Genomic DNA, 17,181 nt, shown 5'->3' on the forward strand with positions numbered 1-17,181 from the left:
TCCGACGGGAGCCTTAAGCGCATATGGACTTTTCGATCGACTAGTTGTAACACCCGGGGAGGTTGTGAACGGCGTGGCGTCTGTGAACAGGTGAGGGCCTCCGGTATCGGTGGGGTTACCACACACACGCCGACTACCAAGAGGCCCTCATGACACACCGTAATGCCTTCCTGGCCGAACGTGGCCGTCTGTCGCTGGCCCAGTGCGTCGTGGAGTCCGGCTGGACGCTGCGGCGAGCTGCTGAACGGTTCAACTGCTCACCCGCTACGGCCAAGAAGTGGGCCGACCGCTATCGGCAGGCCGGTGCGGCCGGGATGACCGATCGCTCCAGCCGCCCCCACCGATCCGCCAACCGGCTCGCGCGGCGGCGGGAACGACGAATCATCAAGGTGCGCTTCTGCCACCGGTGGGGAGCCGCCCGGATCGCGGCGCATTTACACATTGCGCAATCGACCGTGGAGGCAGTCCTGGCGCGCTATCGGATGCCGTTGCTACGCCATCTCGACCAAGCCACCGGCCTGCCGGTGCGCGCGCCACGCCCCCGCCGCTACGAACACGACAATCCTGGTGATCTGGTCCACGTCGACATCAAGAAGCTCGGCCGCATCCCCGACGGCGGTGGACATCGCCAACTCGGGCGCACGATCGGCAATCGGCACAACAACAAGAAGGGCCGCGGCTACTCATTTCTGCATCACGCCGTCGATGACCACTCACGTCTGGCCTATTCGGAGATCCTCGGCGATGAACGCAAGGAGACCGCCGCCGGGTTCTGGACCCGTGCCAACGACTTCTTCACCGCTCACGGCATCACCGTCACCCGAGTCCTGACTGATAACGGGTCCTGTTACCGCTCAAGGGTTTTCGCTGAAGCTCTCGGCCCCGACATCAGGCACAAACGGACCCGCCCCTACCGGCCGCAAACCAACGGCAAAGTCGAACGATTCAATCGCACCCTGGCCTCGGAATGGGCCTACGCACAGCTCTACACCTCTGATGGGGCCCGGGCGGCGACCTACAACGACTGGCTCCACCACTACAATCACCACCGAACCCACAGCGGCATCGGCGGCCTCACCCCGATCGAACGCCTACACGTTCACAACCTGGCCGGGTCTTACAACTAGTCGGCTGAGTCGGTCACACGAATCATGTTGTTGTACAAGCGGAGTGGGTCCGCATTGCGTCTGGCGCGGTGAATATCCACAAGTCGATCTTGTGTTCGAGATTTCCTCGACGCTGTCGGTATTGTCGGGTAATGTAGAACACATATTCGACATGACGTGGGGCGGGGGTGGCGGCACGTGAACGGCAACAGCAATCGCAACAACAGCGAAAACGGTGGCGCGCCTTCGGCTGTGGGGTCGTCTGTGTTGGCCTCTGCTGCGGTGGGTTCTGCGGATGCGGTGGTGGCGGAGAAGCTGTCGCGCTTGGCGTCGGTGTTGGATGAGTTGGCTGCCGTCGATGTGTCGCTGGTATCCGACGCGGCGCTGGTCGAAGCCACTGTGGAGGCCGAACGCCTGGCGTTGCGGACCGCGGGCGCTGTCACGGATCGGTTGATTGTGGAAGCCTCCGACCGCGATCTACCCCGCGCCCTGGGTTTCCGCGATGTTCGCAACTTTATGGGGCACGGTCTGCACATTGGTGACCCGGCGGCGCGGCATCGGGTGATCGCGGCGACCGGATCGTTCACCACGATCTGCGGTGACCGACTACCACCGTCGTGCCCGACGTTGGCTGGGTATGTGGCGGAGGGTCGGGTCGCGGGCGCGCACGTGCGTGCGGTGTTGGAGGTGTTGGAGGCGATCCCCGGTGAGGTGTCGGCCGAGACGAAAGCTGCCGCCGAAGCGCAGATGGCCGGGTATGCGGTCCAGTTCACGCCCGCCGAAATCACCAACCTCGGGTCACGATTGTTGGCGCATCTCGATCCGGACGGGACACTCACCACCTCGAAGGACCGTAAACGTCGACGCCGTCTGTGGGTGAACCGACAGAACGCGCAACTCATGTCACGGTTGACCGCCGATCTCGATCCGATCGCCCGCGCCCGACTCGATACGGTGCTCGACTCGTGGGCCAAACCCGGCATGAACAACCCGGATGATCCGGAGTCGCCGGTCGGTCCGATCGCGACCGCGAATGCCGAGCAGGTCGCGGCGGCCGCGCTGCGTGATGAACGCTCGCCTGCGCAACGCAACCACGACGCCTTCTCCGCACTGCTCGGGCAGGTGTTGGAGTCGGGGATGCTGGGTAACACGCATCGGGGGTTGCCGATTCAGGTGATCGTCACCACCAGCCTGCACGAGTTGGAAGCGCAGGCGGGGATCGCACAAACCACGTCCGGAACACTGCTGCCCATTCAGGACGTGATCAACATGGCCGCCTCTGCCGGAGCGAGTCAGTATTTGGCGGTGTTCGGTGACCACACCAGTGTCCCGCTCTACCTCGGTCGGTCGAAGCGGATCGCGTCGCTCGGGCAACGGTTGGCCTCGTTCGCCTCACCCGGCGGGAAGATGTGTTCGGCACCCGGCTGTAACCAGCCCGCGTCACGGGTGCAGATGCATCACGCCGCGAAAGACTGGGCCGACGGCGGACTCACCGATATCGATCAACTCGTCCCGGCCTGTGATGTGCACAACCGCAGAGTCGGCACGAAACCCGGCCAGTTCACCACCCGCATGATCACCGAAGGACCCGACACCGGTCGCGTCGCCTGGCGGCTCAACGCCAAACCGGGTATGCCGGAGAATCCCGAACGCATCAACCGCATCGCCGACGTCAAAGCCGACTTCCACGACTACCTCGCCGCCGAACACACCAGCAACGACGCTGCTGCAGCCGCAGCACGCGCGGCTGGTACCGGGATCGACACAGACACAACCGTTACCTGGATTGTGTTGCCGCACTTGGTGCCCAACCCGCCCAGCGGGCGGATCGAGCTCGCACTGGTGGGCAGGGTGCCTGTCGGCGATACCTCGCTCCTGAGCAGGCGGGTCGACATCCGATGGAACCTCTCCAGGCCACTCGAACTCGACCCCGAGCCGCCCACAGATCCGGAAGCGCCAACGGGTCCAGCTCCACCAGCCGGCCCCATCGCGCCCCACGGCGCCGACCCGCCAGACAGCCTCGGCCCACCGCTGGCCGACGCCGCCTAACCGGCCGCGGCGACCAGGCCGACACGCTGAACTATCCGGACGCAACGTCGAACCTGGTTGTGCCGCAACCCGTCTACACCCCGCCACCACACTCGGTGGCGGGGCAGACGTGGTTGGGCACATCTGCTTAGGGCGACGGATGAAAGCCGGAACGGCCTCAGGCCCCAGAGGTAGCGCGAGATTCGCGAAGCTCGGCGGCGTCGTCGATGGCTGTGCGTAGTCGTCGAACTGCTTCGCGAAGTGTGTCGGGTTGCAGGGTCGCGAAGCTGAGTCGTGCACTGTCGGTGAGATCGGCATCGACGGCGAATGCCGAACCCGGAACGAACGCGACGCCGTAAGACAGTGCGACACTCAGGATCTCGCTGGTGTCGACACCGGGCAGTCGCACCCAACAGAACATGCCGCCGCTGGGTGAGGTGTATTCGACCGAATCGCCGAGCTCGTCGTCGAGAGCAGACGTCAGGGCGTGTGCGCGGAACGCGTATGCCGAAGCGATCGTGTCGATGTGGGCGTCGAACCACGTTGTGTCGGAGAGCAAGTCGGCCACCATGAGTTGGTTGAGCGTCGATCCGCACAGGTCTGCAGACTGTTTCAGTCGTTCCACTAAATCCACCACAGCGGGTGTCGCGTTCAGCCAGCCAACGCGCAGCGCCGGTGCCAGTGTCTTCGACGCAGAGCCCAGCCGAATCGTGCGATCGCCGGGAATCGGTGTGGGCGGAGCCCCGTCGAACGCCAAGCGTCCATATGGATCGTCCTCGACGATCCAGAATCCGTATGTCTCGGCCAAATCGGCCAGACTGTTGCGGGTCGCAGTGCTCGCGGTTGCTCCTGAGGGGTTGTGGAAGTTGCTCACCGTATGCACTATTCGCGGCCGGACGCCACGTTCGAGGAGCCTCGAAAGTGCTCCGACGTTCGTACCGTCACTCGTGATCGGCAGGGCCACGATCTCGGCGCGGACGCATTGAAACGCTTGTAGGGCACCGACATACACGGGATCGTCGACGACAACGACGTCTCCGGGGTCGACCAGTGCCTGAGCGAGCAGCGACAATGCCTGCTGAGATCCGTGCGTCAGCAGGATTCGGTGTGGGTCGACGCCTTCGACGCTCGCAACCACATCGCGGCAGAGCGATACTCCGCGGCTGGTTGTGTACTGCAGCGCATTTGGGTGGCCGATCATTCGTGTAGCGGCGTCGGCTATGCGGTCGCCCGGGATGAGGTCGGTGGCGGGAAGGCCGCCTGCGAGGCTCAGCACTCCGGGTTGCTCGGTGACCTCGAGGAGGTCGCGAATCGCCGAGCCTCGAACTCCTCGGAGTGCTGCTGACTCGATCGGGACTGTGGGCATTGTCGAGGAATGCGGCATCGCACATCGCTCCTGTTCTCGGGAACTGAACGGGGGAGGTGATGCGGATGGTCACCGGGAAGGCGTGCATCGGGTGGATCGCCTGCCACAAGACTAGCCGAACAGTCTCACTAAGCGATATCGAAATCCCAAATAGTGAAATCCACACGATCGTCTTCGCGTGGGCTTCGCCCCGCGACGGGAGCGTTAATCTAATGAAAACGACTATCGTTTACAATAGTGACATGAAGGTACGCAACTCGGTTCGCTCGCTGAAGAACAAGCCCGGCGCCCAGGTGGTGCGACGTCGCGGGCGCATCTTCGTCATCAACAAGAAGGACCCTCGGTACAAGGGCCGCCAGGGCTGACTACTGCGGCAAACCGCCGATGGTTCACTGCTCGGATGAGAGAGTCCCGGGTCGTAGGTGACCTTCCGCCAGAGCTCGATCTCTCCCCATTCTCGGGCTGGGTTCGATTCGCCGAATTGCCGAGCGCCGATGTGCCGCGTGGGCCAGGCGTTTACGTAGTGGTGCGACCTACTGACGCCCCGCCGCAGTTCCTCGATGTATCACCGGCCGGCCGTTTCAAAGGCATCGATGGCACCGAGCCTGTCGCGGATCTCCGAGACCGTTGGGTGTCCGAAAGCCGTGTGATGTACATCGGCAAGGCGAACGTCGGCAGGAGCGGCCGACGCGGGCTGCGTCGACGGCTGGATGAATATCGTCGCTACGGGGCGGGTGCACCCGTCGCGCACTCAGGTGGCCGACGCATCTGGCAGCTCGCCGATCATGGCGATCTTCTCGTCGCGTGGCGTGAGACCCCGGACGCCGATGCCGCCGCTATCGAGACCGCGATGATTGCTGCGTTCCGTCGCCACCATGGGCGTCTGCCCTTCGCCAACGCGCGGCTGTGATGCGCGCAGGCCGCGTTAGGGGCACTCGACGGTCGTCCCGCCGTCGTCGTATCGGCGACGCTCTGCGACGAGGTCGGTTCGCATAGGAGTCAGCACCTGCCGGGATCACTTCAGCGACTGACGAAGTGGGACCGAAAAATAGCAGAGAAGAACACTTTTCACCCCTATCGCTCTTCAGATCACAAAGCTGCCATGGTGAGACGTGGGAATCGAGACGGGATGGCACAGGTTCGTGCCTTTCCGACCGCGGCACTCGGTTTGGGACTAGCCTGAAAAATGGTCCTGGAAATTGTCGGGATTTCGCAAGAGTGACGACAATGAATGGCATCGATCACAGCTTCTTCGGGAACGTGGGATCGACCGCTCTGCCGCTGAACATGTTGCCGTCACGACCACTGACCAACAGAGAGAAGGCATTCAGAATGCACTACAGTGCCGGCAACTATGAGGCTTTCGCACGACCGCGCAAGCCTGACGGAGTCGAGGACAAGACCGCGTGGTTCGTTGGCGCCGGGCTCGCCTCCCTGTCGGGAGCGGCGTTCCTGATCCGGGATGCGCAAATGTCCGGCGACAAGATCACCATCTTCGAAGAGCTCGATCTGCCTGGTGGCGCGCTGGACGGCATCAAGGAACCCAAGAAGGGGTTCGTCATTCGCGGCGGACGCGAGATGGAGACCCACTTCGAGTGTCTGTGGGATCTGTTTCGCTCGATTCCGTCGATCGAGCAGGACGATGCCAGTGTCCTCGACGAGTACTTCTGGCTGAACAATGACGATCCGAACTTCTCGCTGCGGCGTGTCACCATGGAGCAGGGTGTCGACGCAGGCACGGACTTCAAGTTCAAGCTCACCGACAAGGCCCAAAAGGACATTGTTCGCATCTTCCTCGCCACCCGAGAGGAGATGGAGAACAAGCGCATTGAGGACGTCGTCAGTGAGGAGTTCTTGAACAGCAACTTCTGGCTGTACTGGCGCACAATGTTCGCATTCGAGAATTGGCACAGTGCACTGGAGTTCAAGCTCTATTTACACAGGTTCATTCACCACATCAAGGGATTGCCGGACCTCTCGACGCTCAAGTTCACCAAGTACAACCAGTACGAGTCGCTGGTGCTCCCGCTCTACAAATGGCTGCTCGATCACGGCGTCACGTTCCGGTTCTCCACCACCGTGACCGACGTCGACTTCACGATCGATGGCACGCGCAAGCAAGCCACCAAGATTCACTACACCACCAAGGGTGAGGAGGGCAGCGTCGATCTCGGGGAGAACGACCTGGTCTTCATGACCATCGGATCTCTCACCGAGAACTCCGACGAGGGTGACCATCAGACTCCGGCCAAACTGGACCGCGGACCGGCGCCGGCCTGGGATCTGTGGCGGCGCATCGCCGCGAAAGATCCGGCGTTCGGCCACCCGGACGTCTTCGCCGGTGATATCGACAAGACCAAGTGGGAGTCGTGCACAGTCACCACGTTGGACAAACGTATCCCCGAGTACATCCACAAGATCTGTGAACGCGACCCATTCAGCGGCAAAGTGGTCACCGGCGGCATCGTCACTGCCCGGGACTCGAGCTGGCTGATGAGTTGGACTGTCAACCGCCAACCGCACTTCAAGCAGCAGCCGTCCGACCAGATCGTCGTGTGGGTGTACGCGCTGTTCTCCGACACCCCGGGCGACTACGTCAAGAAGTCGATTTCCGAGTGCACGGGCGAGGAGATCACGCGCGAGTGGCTCTACCACATGGGTGTGCCGACCAATCAGATCGACGAGTTGGCCGCAACGGCAGCGAAGGCGGTGCCGTGCATGATGCCGTACGTCACGGCGTTCTTCATGCCACGCCAGCACGGTGACCGCCCGTCCGTGGTGCCCGAGGGAGCAGTGAATTTCGCGTTCATCGGTCAGTTCTCCGAGAGTCAGAGCCGAGACTGCATCTTCACCACGGAGTACTCGGTTCGCACGCCGATGGAGGCCGTCTACACGTTGCTCGACATCGAGCGTGGCGTGCCGGAAGTCTATGGATCGACCTACGACGTCCGGGAGTTGCTGAACGCGACTTCACGGCTGCGGGACGGCGAAGAGGTCAAGCTACCTGGCCCGCACCTGCTCCGAGAGAAGTTGTACGGCAAGTTCCAGGAGAACGAAGTCGGCAAGCTGATCTCGGAATACAAGCTGATCGAAAAGCCCTGATCCGCCTGTTACCCAGCTAGCGCAGAGCTGTACGGAAACCCTCTCCGACGCGACGTCCCGAGCCGCGTCGGAGAGGGTTTTCCGTGGAGCTGAGCGGGGCTTGAGTCATTGGCCCACTGCAACTTACGCAGTGCAGCGCCGGTGAGCGTCGCGTCGTCGTCGCCACAGGTACACCGCGCAGAGGACGCCCTGCACCATGACGATGGCGCTGATCGTGGAGGCGATGATCCCGGCCGATTGATCGGCCGCGGTGAGCAGGTCGAATCCGGCGTGCCAGATCAGCACCGGAATGATGCTCCAGTTCGCGCCCACCGCCATCCACGCCAGCAGATACGACCCGCAGAAAAGAGCAAGCATCCAGCCGACGATGCCCGCCCCCATCTCCATGTAGGTCGGATTGAAGTAGAACGCCGGAAGGTGCCAGGCTATCCAGACCACTGCCACCACGGCCGCCGCCCAGAAGATCGACATCCGGCGTGAGAGTGTTGGGAGCAGCCAACCTCGCCATCCGGCTTCCTCTCCGACGCCGAAGGTGAGAATCCACACCGCCATCACGATGGGCCAGGCGAGCCCCGGCAACTTCTCGGTGGCGCCGAACTGGTCGAGATCCGGCCACTCCCCGGTAACGATCGCACTCACCACATAAGCGATCACTCCGTAGGCCACCGGCATCCCGATGGCGACGAGCCACCAGATCGGCCGGAAGTTCACCGCGAACGTTCGCCGTGCCCACTGCCGCACCCCTTGCGTGCCGCCTTCCCACATCGCTGCGGCGACGGCACCACATGCGGGTCCGGCCGATCCGAGGAAGAACGTCCACGGCATGGAGCCGAGACCGTCGGTCCGAGCTGTGATCAGAATCGGTAGCCAGATGAGCCACGTGACGGCGAACGACACGAGCACAAACACGACGACGGCGCCACGCCTGCTCTCGGCGGGAGTCTCGCCATGTGACATATGGGCGATTCAATACCGCGAAGCCCCAGACTGCACACCGAACACGACGACCAATCAGCAAAAAACCCTCTCCGATCAGGTCGGAGAGGGTTTTCTCGGTGGAGCTAAGGGGACTCGAACCCCTGACCCCCACACTGCCAGTGTGGTGCGCTACCAGCTGCGCCATAGCCCCGTATTCGTGAATGCGCGCCCAGTGAAATCCGTCCCAAGCGCAAAGGCGAAACTACACCATGCGCGTAGGCGGAACCAAATTCGCTTGTCGCCCGTGGACGCGACATGCGCAGCGGTGAGGCCGTGGCGCTCCCGAACATCCCGTTCATGTCACGCACCGGCTGTCCGACGAGCTGGTCGTCTGGCTCACCGCCGTCGACGCAAGTAGGGCGTCTACGCCGCCGATGCTGCGTAGACGCCCTACTCGTTAGTGGCGATACAAGTGTCGATTCAATGCGGCGCGACAGTCGATATGACGCGCCGCTCGACGTCAGTGTGCTGCTTCGAATGCCTCGAGCACATTCAGCGGGATTCGACCGCGGTCGCTGACCTCGAAGCCGTTCTTGGTTGCCCATGCGCGAATTGCCTGCGTCTGCTCTTTGCTTCTTGCGCCGGCGCCGTTCTGCGCAACCCGCTTGGGGCTGCGCGAGCCGCTTGCGCGAGAAAATGATATGTATTTCGCCAGGCCATCCCGGAACTGCTGGGCATGCTTCGACGATGTATCGAACTCGTAGCTCTTGCCGTCGAGGCTCCAGCGGACGGTTTCGTACTCGTCGAGTACTTTCCCGTCGACGTCATCGATGACCTGGACGATTTCCTTCTTTGCCATTTTCCCCTCCGGGTTGTGCTGTGGACCTACGGGCGCAGCGGGTCGATCTTACTGCGACATACTGCTGTTCTTGTGGGCGAGCGGGCTGTACGTTCGGCTCGACTCTGAAGTCATGACTCGTCGAACCCCGAACGTATATACATTCTTTATACACCTTTTGTTTGAATACTTGGAATCAGTAATCGAGCCGACGCCGTGAGTATGAGTGGCCGCAAGGCTTCACGCGTCGAAATGCGGTTTGCGTCACTACTGAGCATTGCTGATCAAGCAATGCCTACTTCAATTCGTCGGAGACGCGGGGGTGTCGTTGTCGGGCTGCTCGGGCTCGGTAGTCGTAGCTATCGGAGATTCGATCCCCGCGGAGTTCGAAAGCGATCCGGGAGCCTTGTCTGCGGCGTTGAGTGGAGCGAAACCCTTTGAGCTGAGCGAGAATCCGGATTGCGAGTCCGACTGCAGGCAGAAGATTCCAGGGGTATCGATCAGACACGAGAATCTGCCGACCGAAATGGTCGTTCCGTAGTCGACGATTGCACTGCGATACAAAACAGGGTGCTCATTCTCGCAGCCGCCCTGTTGGGCGCGCTCGTCCGTCAGGACGACGAGATCCTCAGCCCATACACAGGAACGGGGTGTGCGAGCCGGGCGTGGCGCCGATGACTGGCCGTCATTTGACCGGCATGTCAGTGCACGACGAGAAGCGTCGACATTGATCTCCGTGGAGCAACTGACAGCTCTATCCGGGCTGGTGAAGTGAAACCCCGACGTCTCGATGACCGGACCACGTGGGGTCGTCGAACCTTGGTGATAACGCGAATTGTCGGCGCGTGGTGCGGTCGCTATCGCCCGGCCGATTGTCCCGGTTGGCAGAAACGTCGCAGTACGGCTTTGGGTGGCGATCGTGGTCGATGAGCTCGGGTAATCCGATTCTGTCGACAGGTTGTCAGTTGGCGGTAACACGATCGACGAGGGAGTGGTGCTGGTGTTCAGTCCGCACGAGGTGATCGCAACGGCGAGTAGCGCTGCGGCGGCGAATGCGGGAACCGCTAGAAAACGCGCGCGGCGCCGACCGTACCCTTGCACTGTGTCGACCCCCAAGATCGTGTTGTTCTATGTCTTCACGCCACTCCCGGATCCCGAAGCGATACGCCTGTGGCAGTTAGCCGTGTGCGAATCGCTTGATCTTCGCGGAAGAATCATCGTGTCCCCGCACGGTATCAATGCCACTGTCGGTGGCGAGCTGGACAGCGTCAAACGCTACGTCAGAAAATTGCGTGAATATCCTGCATTCCGGGATGTTGATATCAAATGGTCGGAAGGTGTCGGCGACGACTTCCCGAAGCTGGTCGTTCGGGTTCGGCCGGAAATCGTCACATTCGGTGCGCCCGATGAACTCGATGTCGACGAGAATGGCGTCATCGGGGGCGGCGAACGACTCGACCCCGATGGCGTCCACCGTCTGGTTGCCGAGCGCGGCGACGACGTCGTTTTCTTCGACGGACGCAATCAGATCGAGGCGCAGATCGGACGTTTCGCCGGTGCGGTCGTACCGGACGTGGAGACGACGCGTGACTTCGTTCCGCTCCTCGACAGTGGCGCTCTCGATCACCTCAAGGATCGTCCTGTCGTCACCTACTGCACGGGCGGTGTGCGCTGCGAAGTGCTCTCGATGCTGATGCGTAAGCGCGGCTTCTCGGAGGTTTATCAACTCGACGGCGGCATCGTCCGCTATGGCGAGCAGTACGGCGACAACGGCCTCTGGGAGGGCTCGCTGTACGTCTTCGACAAGCGTATGACCGTCGACTTCTCCGACGATGCCGCTGTAGTCGGCAGGTGCCGCGAGTGTGGTAGGCCGACGAGCAACGTCGACAACTATCCGGATCGGCTGGGACGCGAGCTGGCAGTGGTCTGCCCCGACTGCTTCGACGGACTCGCCGACTCATCCGCATGACTGCCGAGGCGGTGCCCGTCGTCGTGCTCGCAGGCTTTCTCGGTGCGGGCAAGACGACCGTGCTCAATCATCTCCTCCGCGCGGGAGGGGCCGGCGAGACCACAGATGGGGGAGTCGCGGGCAGGGCACGGCTCGGTGTCCTCGTCAACGACTTCGGCGCCATCAACATCGACGCACTCCTGGTGGCGGGTCAGGCCGACGGAGCGGTCACGTTGTCCAACGGCTGCATGTGCTGCTCGGTCGACCGTGAGGGGCTCGACGCCGCGCTGGTGGAACTCGCGCGACCGGAGGCCGGGCTCGACGCGATCGTGATCGAAGCGAGTGGCATCGCCGAACCCAAGGCGCTCGTTCGGCTCGTCGCAGGACTCGACGACCCGACTATGCGCTACGGCGGACTCGTGTACGTGGTGGACGCCGCCGGTTTTGTGGAGTTGCGTGAGCGGCACCCCGAAGTCGACTCGCACATTGCCATCGCCGATCTGGTCGTCGTGAACAAACGTGACCTCGTCGACGCTGCGGCGCTCTCGGAGTTGGTGGCCGCGGTCCGTGAGGTGAATTCGTCCGCGCCCGTCGTCGCAGTGGCCGAAGGGCGGATCGATCCGGCGCTGCTGTTCGATCGACTTGCGCGCGAAGTCGAAGACGTCACGGAGCCACGCCAGCTCACGCTCGACGAGATGCTGATCCCCGACGCCGAGCACGCCAACGCCGAACACGCCCACGCCGAACAGCCTGAAGGGCACGAGGCGCATACGCACCTGCACGACACCTACCAGTCGGTCGAACTCGACACCGCCGACGCCGTCGATCCGCGACGCCTCGCAGCGCTGCTGCACGAGCCTCCCGCCGGGTGCTATCGCATCAAGGGTGTGGTCCGATTCGATCTGCCGGGATATCCCGAGCGCTACGTCGTCCACGGCGTCGGCGGCTTTGTGCGCATTACGCGCGACGGCTGGTCGGGGGAGGAGTCCCGAACCAGGATCGTCGCGATCGGATCAGGCATGGATCGTGTTGCCGCACGGGAGGCACTCGAGTCCATCCTGGCGACAGCCGAAACGGCCGACGACGAGTACGGCATCCTGCACATCACTCGTCACCTGCCCGACGCTCACTGATCGACTCTGCCTGAGGTAGGAGTGAGTCCCACCGATTGCAGGGACGTCACAGGTGCCTAACGAATCTCATCGCCCCAGGTCACCGATTTCCCCATTGCACACTCTGCTGCTTAGCTGTTAAAGATGTGACTGTTGTGACCAGTGTTGCGTGTGGAAGGAGTGAGGTTCGCCCGGCATGAGCCGAGCGTGCCCGAAACCGTGATGACCCAGAAACGACACCTGCGGACCCGTGTGTCTGCTGCTGCCGCTGCGCTCGCGTTTGCGGCTACCGCAACCGTCACCGTTACGACAGGGGCCGGAACCGCGATGGCTGCGCCTGCTGCACCGTCGGCGACCGGCACCTCCCTTGCCGGCAAAACGGTGTTCCTCGATCCAGGACATCAGGGTGGGTCCGCGGGCCACAGTCTGTCGGCCCAGGTGCCCGACGGCCGCGGCGGCAAGAAAGACTGCCAGACCACCGGCGCCACCGGCGTCAACGGGGCTGCTGAGCACACAGTGAACTGGCAGATCTCGCAACTGGTCAAAGCCGGTCTGGAAAGCCAGGGTGCACGAGTGGTACTGAGCAGACCCGACGACACCGGGTGGGGCGGATGCGTCGACGAGCGCGCGGCTGCCGCGAGCCGATCGGGTGCCGCGGTCGCCGTCAGCCTCCACGCCGATTCGACGACGGCAGGCGCCGACGCTGCGAAAAAGGGCTTCCACATGATCGTTCCCACGCTTCCCCTTCCCGACGCGAAGGCGAACGCGGTGCAGGGCGGTCAGGGACGTAAGGCGTCGACCATCATGCGCGACGCGTTCGTCAAGGCTGGCTTCCCGCCTGCGAACTACGCGGGTGTCGCCGACGGCATCCAGACCCGGTCCGACATCGCCGCCGTGAACCTGACGACGGTACCGGCCGTGTTCATCGAGATGGGTAACCTCTCGAACCCGACCGAAGCAGCATCTCTCGCCGGTCGTGACGGCCAGTTGAAGTACGCGATGGCGATCACCAACGGAATCCTCAACTATGCGAGCCCGGGCGCCGCAGCGCCTTCGGCCGACACGCTCAACAAGCCGCCCGCGACCCCGCCGTCGAGTGCGCCGAGCTCCGATGGCGGTCTTTCGCTGGTGATTCCGTTCGTTCAGCAGTTGTTGAAGTCGGGTGACCCGAAAGAGATCACCCAACTGCTGCTGTCCGAGGGGCCCGACGTGTCGGCGCAGGTGCTCAACGCGATGCTCGACGTGATCTACGGGTTGTTCGACGGCAAACTGCCCATCGGATAAGCGTCGATACACCGCTTGGCTGATCGGTCGGTCCGCACTCGCATCCGCTGAACCTGCGGCTACTGTTGGAAACCATGGGTATCCGTGATCTCGTCATGAAGACTCCGGTGCCGTCGTTGCGTGGTCGTAAGGTGCTGATCACCGGCGCGGCGAGCGGAATCGGCCGGGCGACGGCAGAAGCAGCGGCGGCTCAGGGCGCCGAACTGGTGCTGACCGATCTGCACGCCGAGCCACTCGACGAGGTAGTCGCGGAGATAACCGCTGCAGGCGGCGCGGTGCTCTTTCACCTCGCGGGCGATGTCTCCGACTACGAATGGGTGTCGGCGTTCGCGCGTCAGGTCGACGCCGAGGTCGGTGTGATGGACGTGGTGATGAACATCGCGGGTATCTCCGTGTGGGGCACCGTCGAGAATCTGCAGCACAAGCACTGGCGGTCGATGGTCGACGTCAACCTCATGGGGCCGATTCACATCATCGAATCCTTTGTGCCGCAGATGGTTCGACGCGGCCAAGGCGGGCACCTCGTGAACGTCTCGTCGGCGGCAGGGCTGCTCGCGCTTCCGTGGCACGCCGCGTACAGCGCGAGCAAGTTCGGTATCCGTGGTGTCTCCGAGGTGTTGAGGTTCGATCTGCGCCGACACGGCATCGGTGTCTCGCTGGTGTGCCCAGGCGCTGTCGCGACCCCGTTGGTCGACACCGTGAGCATTGTCGGAGTCGACCGCGACGATCCGCGAGTTGCCAAGGCCATCGGCCACTTTCACCGCATCTCGGTCAGTCCGGAAACCGCCGCGGCCAAAATTCTCGCAGGTGTACGGAAGAACAAATTCATGGTCTACACCTCCTTCGACACGCGGTTCGGGTACTGGTGGGCGCGCAAGTTCGCGCTGCCGTACGAAATCGTCATGCGCATCGCCAACAATCAGTTCGACCACCTCGCGCGCGTTGCAGGCACGACACTCGAGACGCGGTCGGAACAGGACGCGCGAAGTCGAGGACGACAGCGGACCGCGGGTGAATAACTCCTTCGTCAAAACCGTTGCGACGGGCGACGATCCAGACTTCTTCGCAGCCGAAGCGGCGTCGTTGCGGTGGCTGGCGGCAGGGGGAGCGCGGGTTGTCGACGTGATCTCGGTGTCCGCGAACAACATCGAACTCGAACGACTGACGACCACACGCCCGACCGTCGCGGCAGCCGAGGATCTCGGCCACATGCTTGCCCGCACCCACGATGCGGGCGCGGCCCAATTCGGTTCTCCGCCAGATGGTTACGACGGCAGGCAATTCATCGGGAAGCTGCCCCTGCCCACCGTCGAGCTTGACCGCTGGGGCGAGTTCTATGCCTCTGCGCGCGTGCTGCCGTTCCTCGAAGCGGGAATCGCCGCAGGCAATGTCACGCGGCGTGACGCAGAGTCGACTCGACAAGCCTGCGATCTCATCGCCTCCGGAACGTTCGACGACGGTGCTCCGCCGTCACGCCTGCACGGTGACCTATGGGGTGGAAACGTGGTGTGGACGCCCGACGGTGCAGTCCTCATTGATCCCGCTGCGCACGGCGGACACCGAGAGACCGACCTCGCGATGCTCGCGCTGTTCGGCTGCCCGCACCTCGACAGCGTCGTCGAATCGTATGAGCGGACACATCCACTGACCGACGGCTGGCGACAACGGATTCCGCTACACCAGATGCATCCCCTGGCGGTGCATTCGGTTCGACACGGACCCGGATACGGTGTGGCGCTTGGCGATGCGGCCCGGGCGACGCTGGCCCTTGCAGGAGGCGACCGATGAATTCGACGCCGCTTCACCCCGACTTCGATCCCTCGATTCTCGTCGTCTCGGCCACCCACGCCGAGGCGAAGTACGTGCCGCCCGGTGCGCGGCTGCTCGTCACGGGGATCGGCAAGATGCGCGCGACTGCCGCATTGACCCGCGCACTGGCCGACCCATCGGCGCCGTCGACGAGGCTCGTCGTCAACATCGGTACAGCGGGAGCGCTGCACGATCATCACGCGGGGTTGTTTCTGCCGTCGGTGGTCGTCGAGCACGACATCAGCGCGACGGAACTGCGTGCCATGGGATATCCGATCGTCGATCGGTGGGAGGTTCCGGACGGCGACGGTTCGGTACTCGCCTCGGGCGACACCTTTGTTGCCGACCCGCTACGCCGCGCAAGCCTGGCCCAGCACGCAGACCTCGTCGACATGGAGGGCTGTGCCGTCGCATATGTCGCGGCCGCATTCGACGTCCGGTGCCAATTGGTCAAAGTGGTCAGCGACGGCGCCGACGAGCAGGCAATGGATTGGCCGTCGTTGGTCGACGACGCGGCGCGACTACTCGGCGACTGGCTTGCCGACAGAGGGGCGTGAGGCTCAGCGCTGGTTGCGGGCGCGAGTGGTCTGGTAGACGGCAGAACCCGACGATCGCGTCGCGGGCTCATACCGATCGAGATCGGCGGCGGCGGTAGCACGGACGGGCTGACCGTCGAGTTGCTCGCCCGCAGCAGTGCGCTGTACCTGCCCGGCAGTCGCGCGCGAGCGAGGGTCCTGTGGCGGTGCGGGCCGCGGCGTCCGAGTGCGCGCGGCGTCGTCGGTGGCCGGACGCTCGCGGCCGTCGCGGGCCTGGCGTTCACGCCCTGCGCCGCGCTCAGTCTGGTTTCGCTCACCCCGGCTGCGCTCGCCCGGTTCTCCGGAGGCCCGGCGGCGGGGACGGGGGTCGTCGCTCGACGGTGCCTGTGCGGGCGCTTTGCGTGGGCGTGGTGTCGCGTCGGACTCCGGTCGAGCAGCCTTCGCCCGACGCTGAGTGCTGTCCGATTGTTGTCCGTCGTCTGACTTCGGTGCGCCCCGCTGCGTCGAACGCGTGGCCTTCGGGTTCCCGGCCTTTGAGTTCGCGGCCTTGGATTTCCCGGCTTGCGCGGTGCGCGGCGTCGAGTCCTTCGACGCCGAATTATTGAACGTGTGCTCGGTGCCTGCCGGGCGTGCTCGACGTTTCGGTGCCGGCGAATCGGTGAGCGACTGGCCGCGCGTGATGTACCAACGGCCGACGCCGAGTGCCAGCGTCACGAGGAAGGTGAACAGGATCCACGGGAAGTCGTTGGCGATCGGCAGGAGGACCTTGAAGATCAGGCTCTTGAGACCCGACGCCTCGTCGGCGTTGAGGCCGTACAGAGTGACCACGCCCACTCCGAACGCGATCAGCGGCGGTTGCGCGACGGCGGTGAAGAGCGCCCGTCTGCGTACGGCGAGAACAGCGACGACGCAGCCGACGAGGTAGAAGAAATTGAAGACCGAACCCAGTGCGTCGCTCTGATTGGCGTCGATGATCGCGCCAACAGCGGTGAAGGCCGCGGCCACCAGAACGGCGCCCCACCAGGGGATACCCCTGACGTTGGGCAGTACCGACTGTTGGTCGACGGGCACCGCGGAGCGGCTTCGCTGCGGGAAAGGCACTCCTAGACGGTACCGGGTGATCCCCGGATTTCC

Annotated in this window: 15 protein-coding genes and 1 tRNA gene; 11 read left to right on the plus strand and 5 right to left on the minus strand. The window is 63.5% G+C overall.

The genetic code is table 11. The features are described from left to right. Positions 1-149 precede the first annotated feature (149 nt). Complete coding sequence (locus tag A5788_RS01415) at positions 150-1,127, plus strand: IS481 family transposase (protein WP_064868226.1); 978 nt, start codon at positions 150-152, stop codon at positions 1,125-1,127. A gap of 177 nt (positions 1,128-1,304) precedes the next feature. After that, entirely contained in the window at positions 1,305-3,155 is a 1,851-nt protein-coding gene (locus tag A5788_RS01420) for an HNH endonuclease signature motif containing protein (protein WP_082943100.1), read from the plus strand. A 157-nt stretch (positions 3,156-3,312) separates the two neighbouring features. Here A5788_RS01420 and A5788_RS01425 read toward each other — a convergent pair whose 3' ends face one another. Beyond that, positions 3,313-4,518, minus strand: a complete 1,206-nt coding sequence (locus A5788_RS01425) for an aminotransferase-like domain-containing protein (RefSeq protein ID WP_156525423.1) — start codon at positions 4,516-4,518, stop codon at positions 3,313-3,315. Positions 4,519-4,742: 224 nt separating this feature from the next. On the opposite strand from A5788_RS01425, the gene ykgO reads away from it, so the two are divergent. The 3 genes from ykgO (at position 4,743) to A5788_RS01440 (ending at position 7,602) form a co-directional block, all read left to right on the plus strand. Beyond that, positions 4,743-4,865 carry a type B 50S ribosomal protein L36 gene (ykgO, locus tag A5788_RS01430; protein WP_039856405.1) on the plus strand — a complete coding sequence of 41 codons (123 nt, stop codon included), beginning with the start codon at positions 4,743-4,745 and terminating at the stop codon, positions 4,863-4,865. Positions 4,866-4,900: 35 nt separating this feature from the next. Beyond that, positions 4,901-5,410: a hypothetical protein gene (locus A5788_RS01435; protein ID WP_064869993.1), complete on the plus strand. Its 510-nt coding sequence runs from the start codon at positions 4,901-4,903 to the stop codon at positions 5,408-5,410. Between the two features lie 422 nt (positions 5,411-5,832). Next, complete coding sequence (locus A5788_RS01440) at positions 5,833-7,602, plus strand: oleate hydratase (protein ID WP_064869996.1); 1,770 nt, start codon at positions 5,833-5,835, stop codon at positions 7,600-7,602. Between the two features lie 123 nt (positions 7,603-7,725). On the opposite strand, the gene A5788_RS01445 is transcribed toward A5788_RS01440, so the two are convergent. The 3 genes from A5788_RS01445 to A5788_RS01455 all read right to left on the minus strand — a co-directional run bounded on the left by A5788_RS01445 (position 7,726) and on the right by A5788_RS01455 (position 9,379). After that, entirely contained in the window at positions 7,726-8,559 is an 834-nt protein-coding gene (locus A5788_RS01445) for a CPBP family glutamic-type intramembrane protease (protein ID WP_064870406.1), read from the minus strand. A 99-nt stretch (positions 8,560-8,658) separates the two neighbouring features. Continuing rightward, positions 8,659-8,731, minus strand: a tRNA-Ala gene (locus A5788_RS01450). A gap of 309 nt (positions 8,732-9,040) precedes the next feature. Then, positions 9,041-9,379 (minus strand): histone-like nucleoid-structuring protein Lsr2, encoded by a 339-nt coding sequence (locus A5788_RS01455; RefSeq protein ID WP_064870405.1) that lies wholly within the window; start codon positions 9,377-9,379, stop codon positions 9,041-9,043. 1,081 nt (positions 9,380-10,460) lie between these two features. Between A5788_RS01455 and trhO the strand changes: the two genes are divergently transcribed. From trhO to A5788_RS01490, 6 genes are all read left to right on the plus strand, one after another. Further along, positions 10,461-11,327 carry an oxygen-dependent tRNA uridine(34) hydroxylase TrhO gene (gene trhO / locus A5788_RS01465; RefSeq protein WP_064870403.1) on the plus strand — a complete coding sequence of 289 codons (867 nt, stop codon included), beginning with the start codon at positions 10,461-10,463 and terminating at the stop codon, positions 11,325-11,327. Further along, the gene (locus A5788_RS01470; protein ID WP_064870402.1) at positions 11,324-12,439 is read left to right on the plus strand and encodes a CobW family GTP-binding protein; all 1,116 of its coding nucleotides are present in this window, start codon (positions 11,324-11,326) and stop codon (positions 12,437-12,439) included. The genes trhO and A5788_RS01470 overlap by 4 nt, the downstream gene beginning before the upstream one ends. Before the next feature lie 201 nt (positions 12,440-12,640). Continuing rightward, positions 12,641-13,702 (plus strand): N-acetylmuramoyl-L-alanine amidase, encoded by a 1,062-nt coding sequence (locus A5788_RS01475; protein WP_064870435.1) that lies wholly within the window; start codon positions 12,641-12,643, stop codon positions 13,700-13,702. 74 nt (positions 13,703-13,776) lie between these two features. Continuing rightward, positions 13,777-14,721 (plus strand): SDR family oxidoreductase, encoded by a 945-nt coding sequence (locus A5788_RS01480; RefSeq protein ID WP_049698533.1) that lies wholly within the window; start codon positions 13,777-13,779, stop codon positions 14,719-14,721. Further along, positions 14,714-15,490 carry a fructosamine kinase family protein gene (locus A5788_RS01485; protein WP_064870401.1) on the plus strand — a complete coding sequence of 259 codons (777 nt, stop codon included), beginning with the start codon at positions 14,714-14,716 and terminating at the stop codon, positions 15,488-15,490. The genes A5788_RS01480 and A5788_RS01485 overlap by 8 nt, the downstream gene beginning before the upstream one ends. After that, on the plus strand, positions 15,487-16,068 hold the full coding sequence (locus A5788_RS01490) for a nucleosidase (protein ID WP_064870400.1): 582 nt from the start codon (positions 15,487-15,489) through the stop codon (positions 16,066-16,068). The genes A5788_RS01485 and A5788_RS01490 overlap by 4 nt, the downstream gene beginning before the upstream one ends. A 3-nt stretch (positions 16,069-16,071) precedes the next feature. Here the strand turns inward: A5788_RS01490 and A5788_RS01495 are convergent, their stop codons facing one another. Continuing rightward, positions 16,072-17,148, minus strand: coding sequence for a DUF6542 domain-containing protein (locus A5788_RS01495; protein WP_231894281.1), 1,077 nt, complete (start codon positions 17,146-17,148; stop codon positions 16,072-16,074). Positions 17,149-17,181: the final 33 nt, after the last annotated feature.

The sequence above is a fragment of the Gordonia sp. 852002-50816_SCH5313054-c genome, from assembly GCF_001665925.1.
Taxonomy (GTDB): Bacteria; Actinomycetota; Actinomycetes; order Mycobacteriales; family Mycobacteriaceae; genus Gordonia; species Gordonia jacobaea.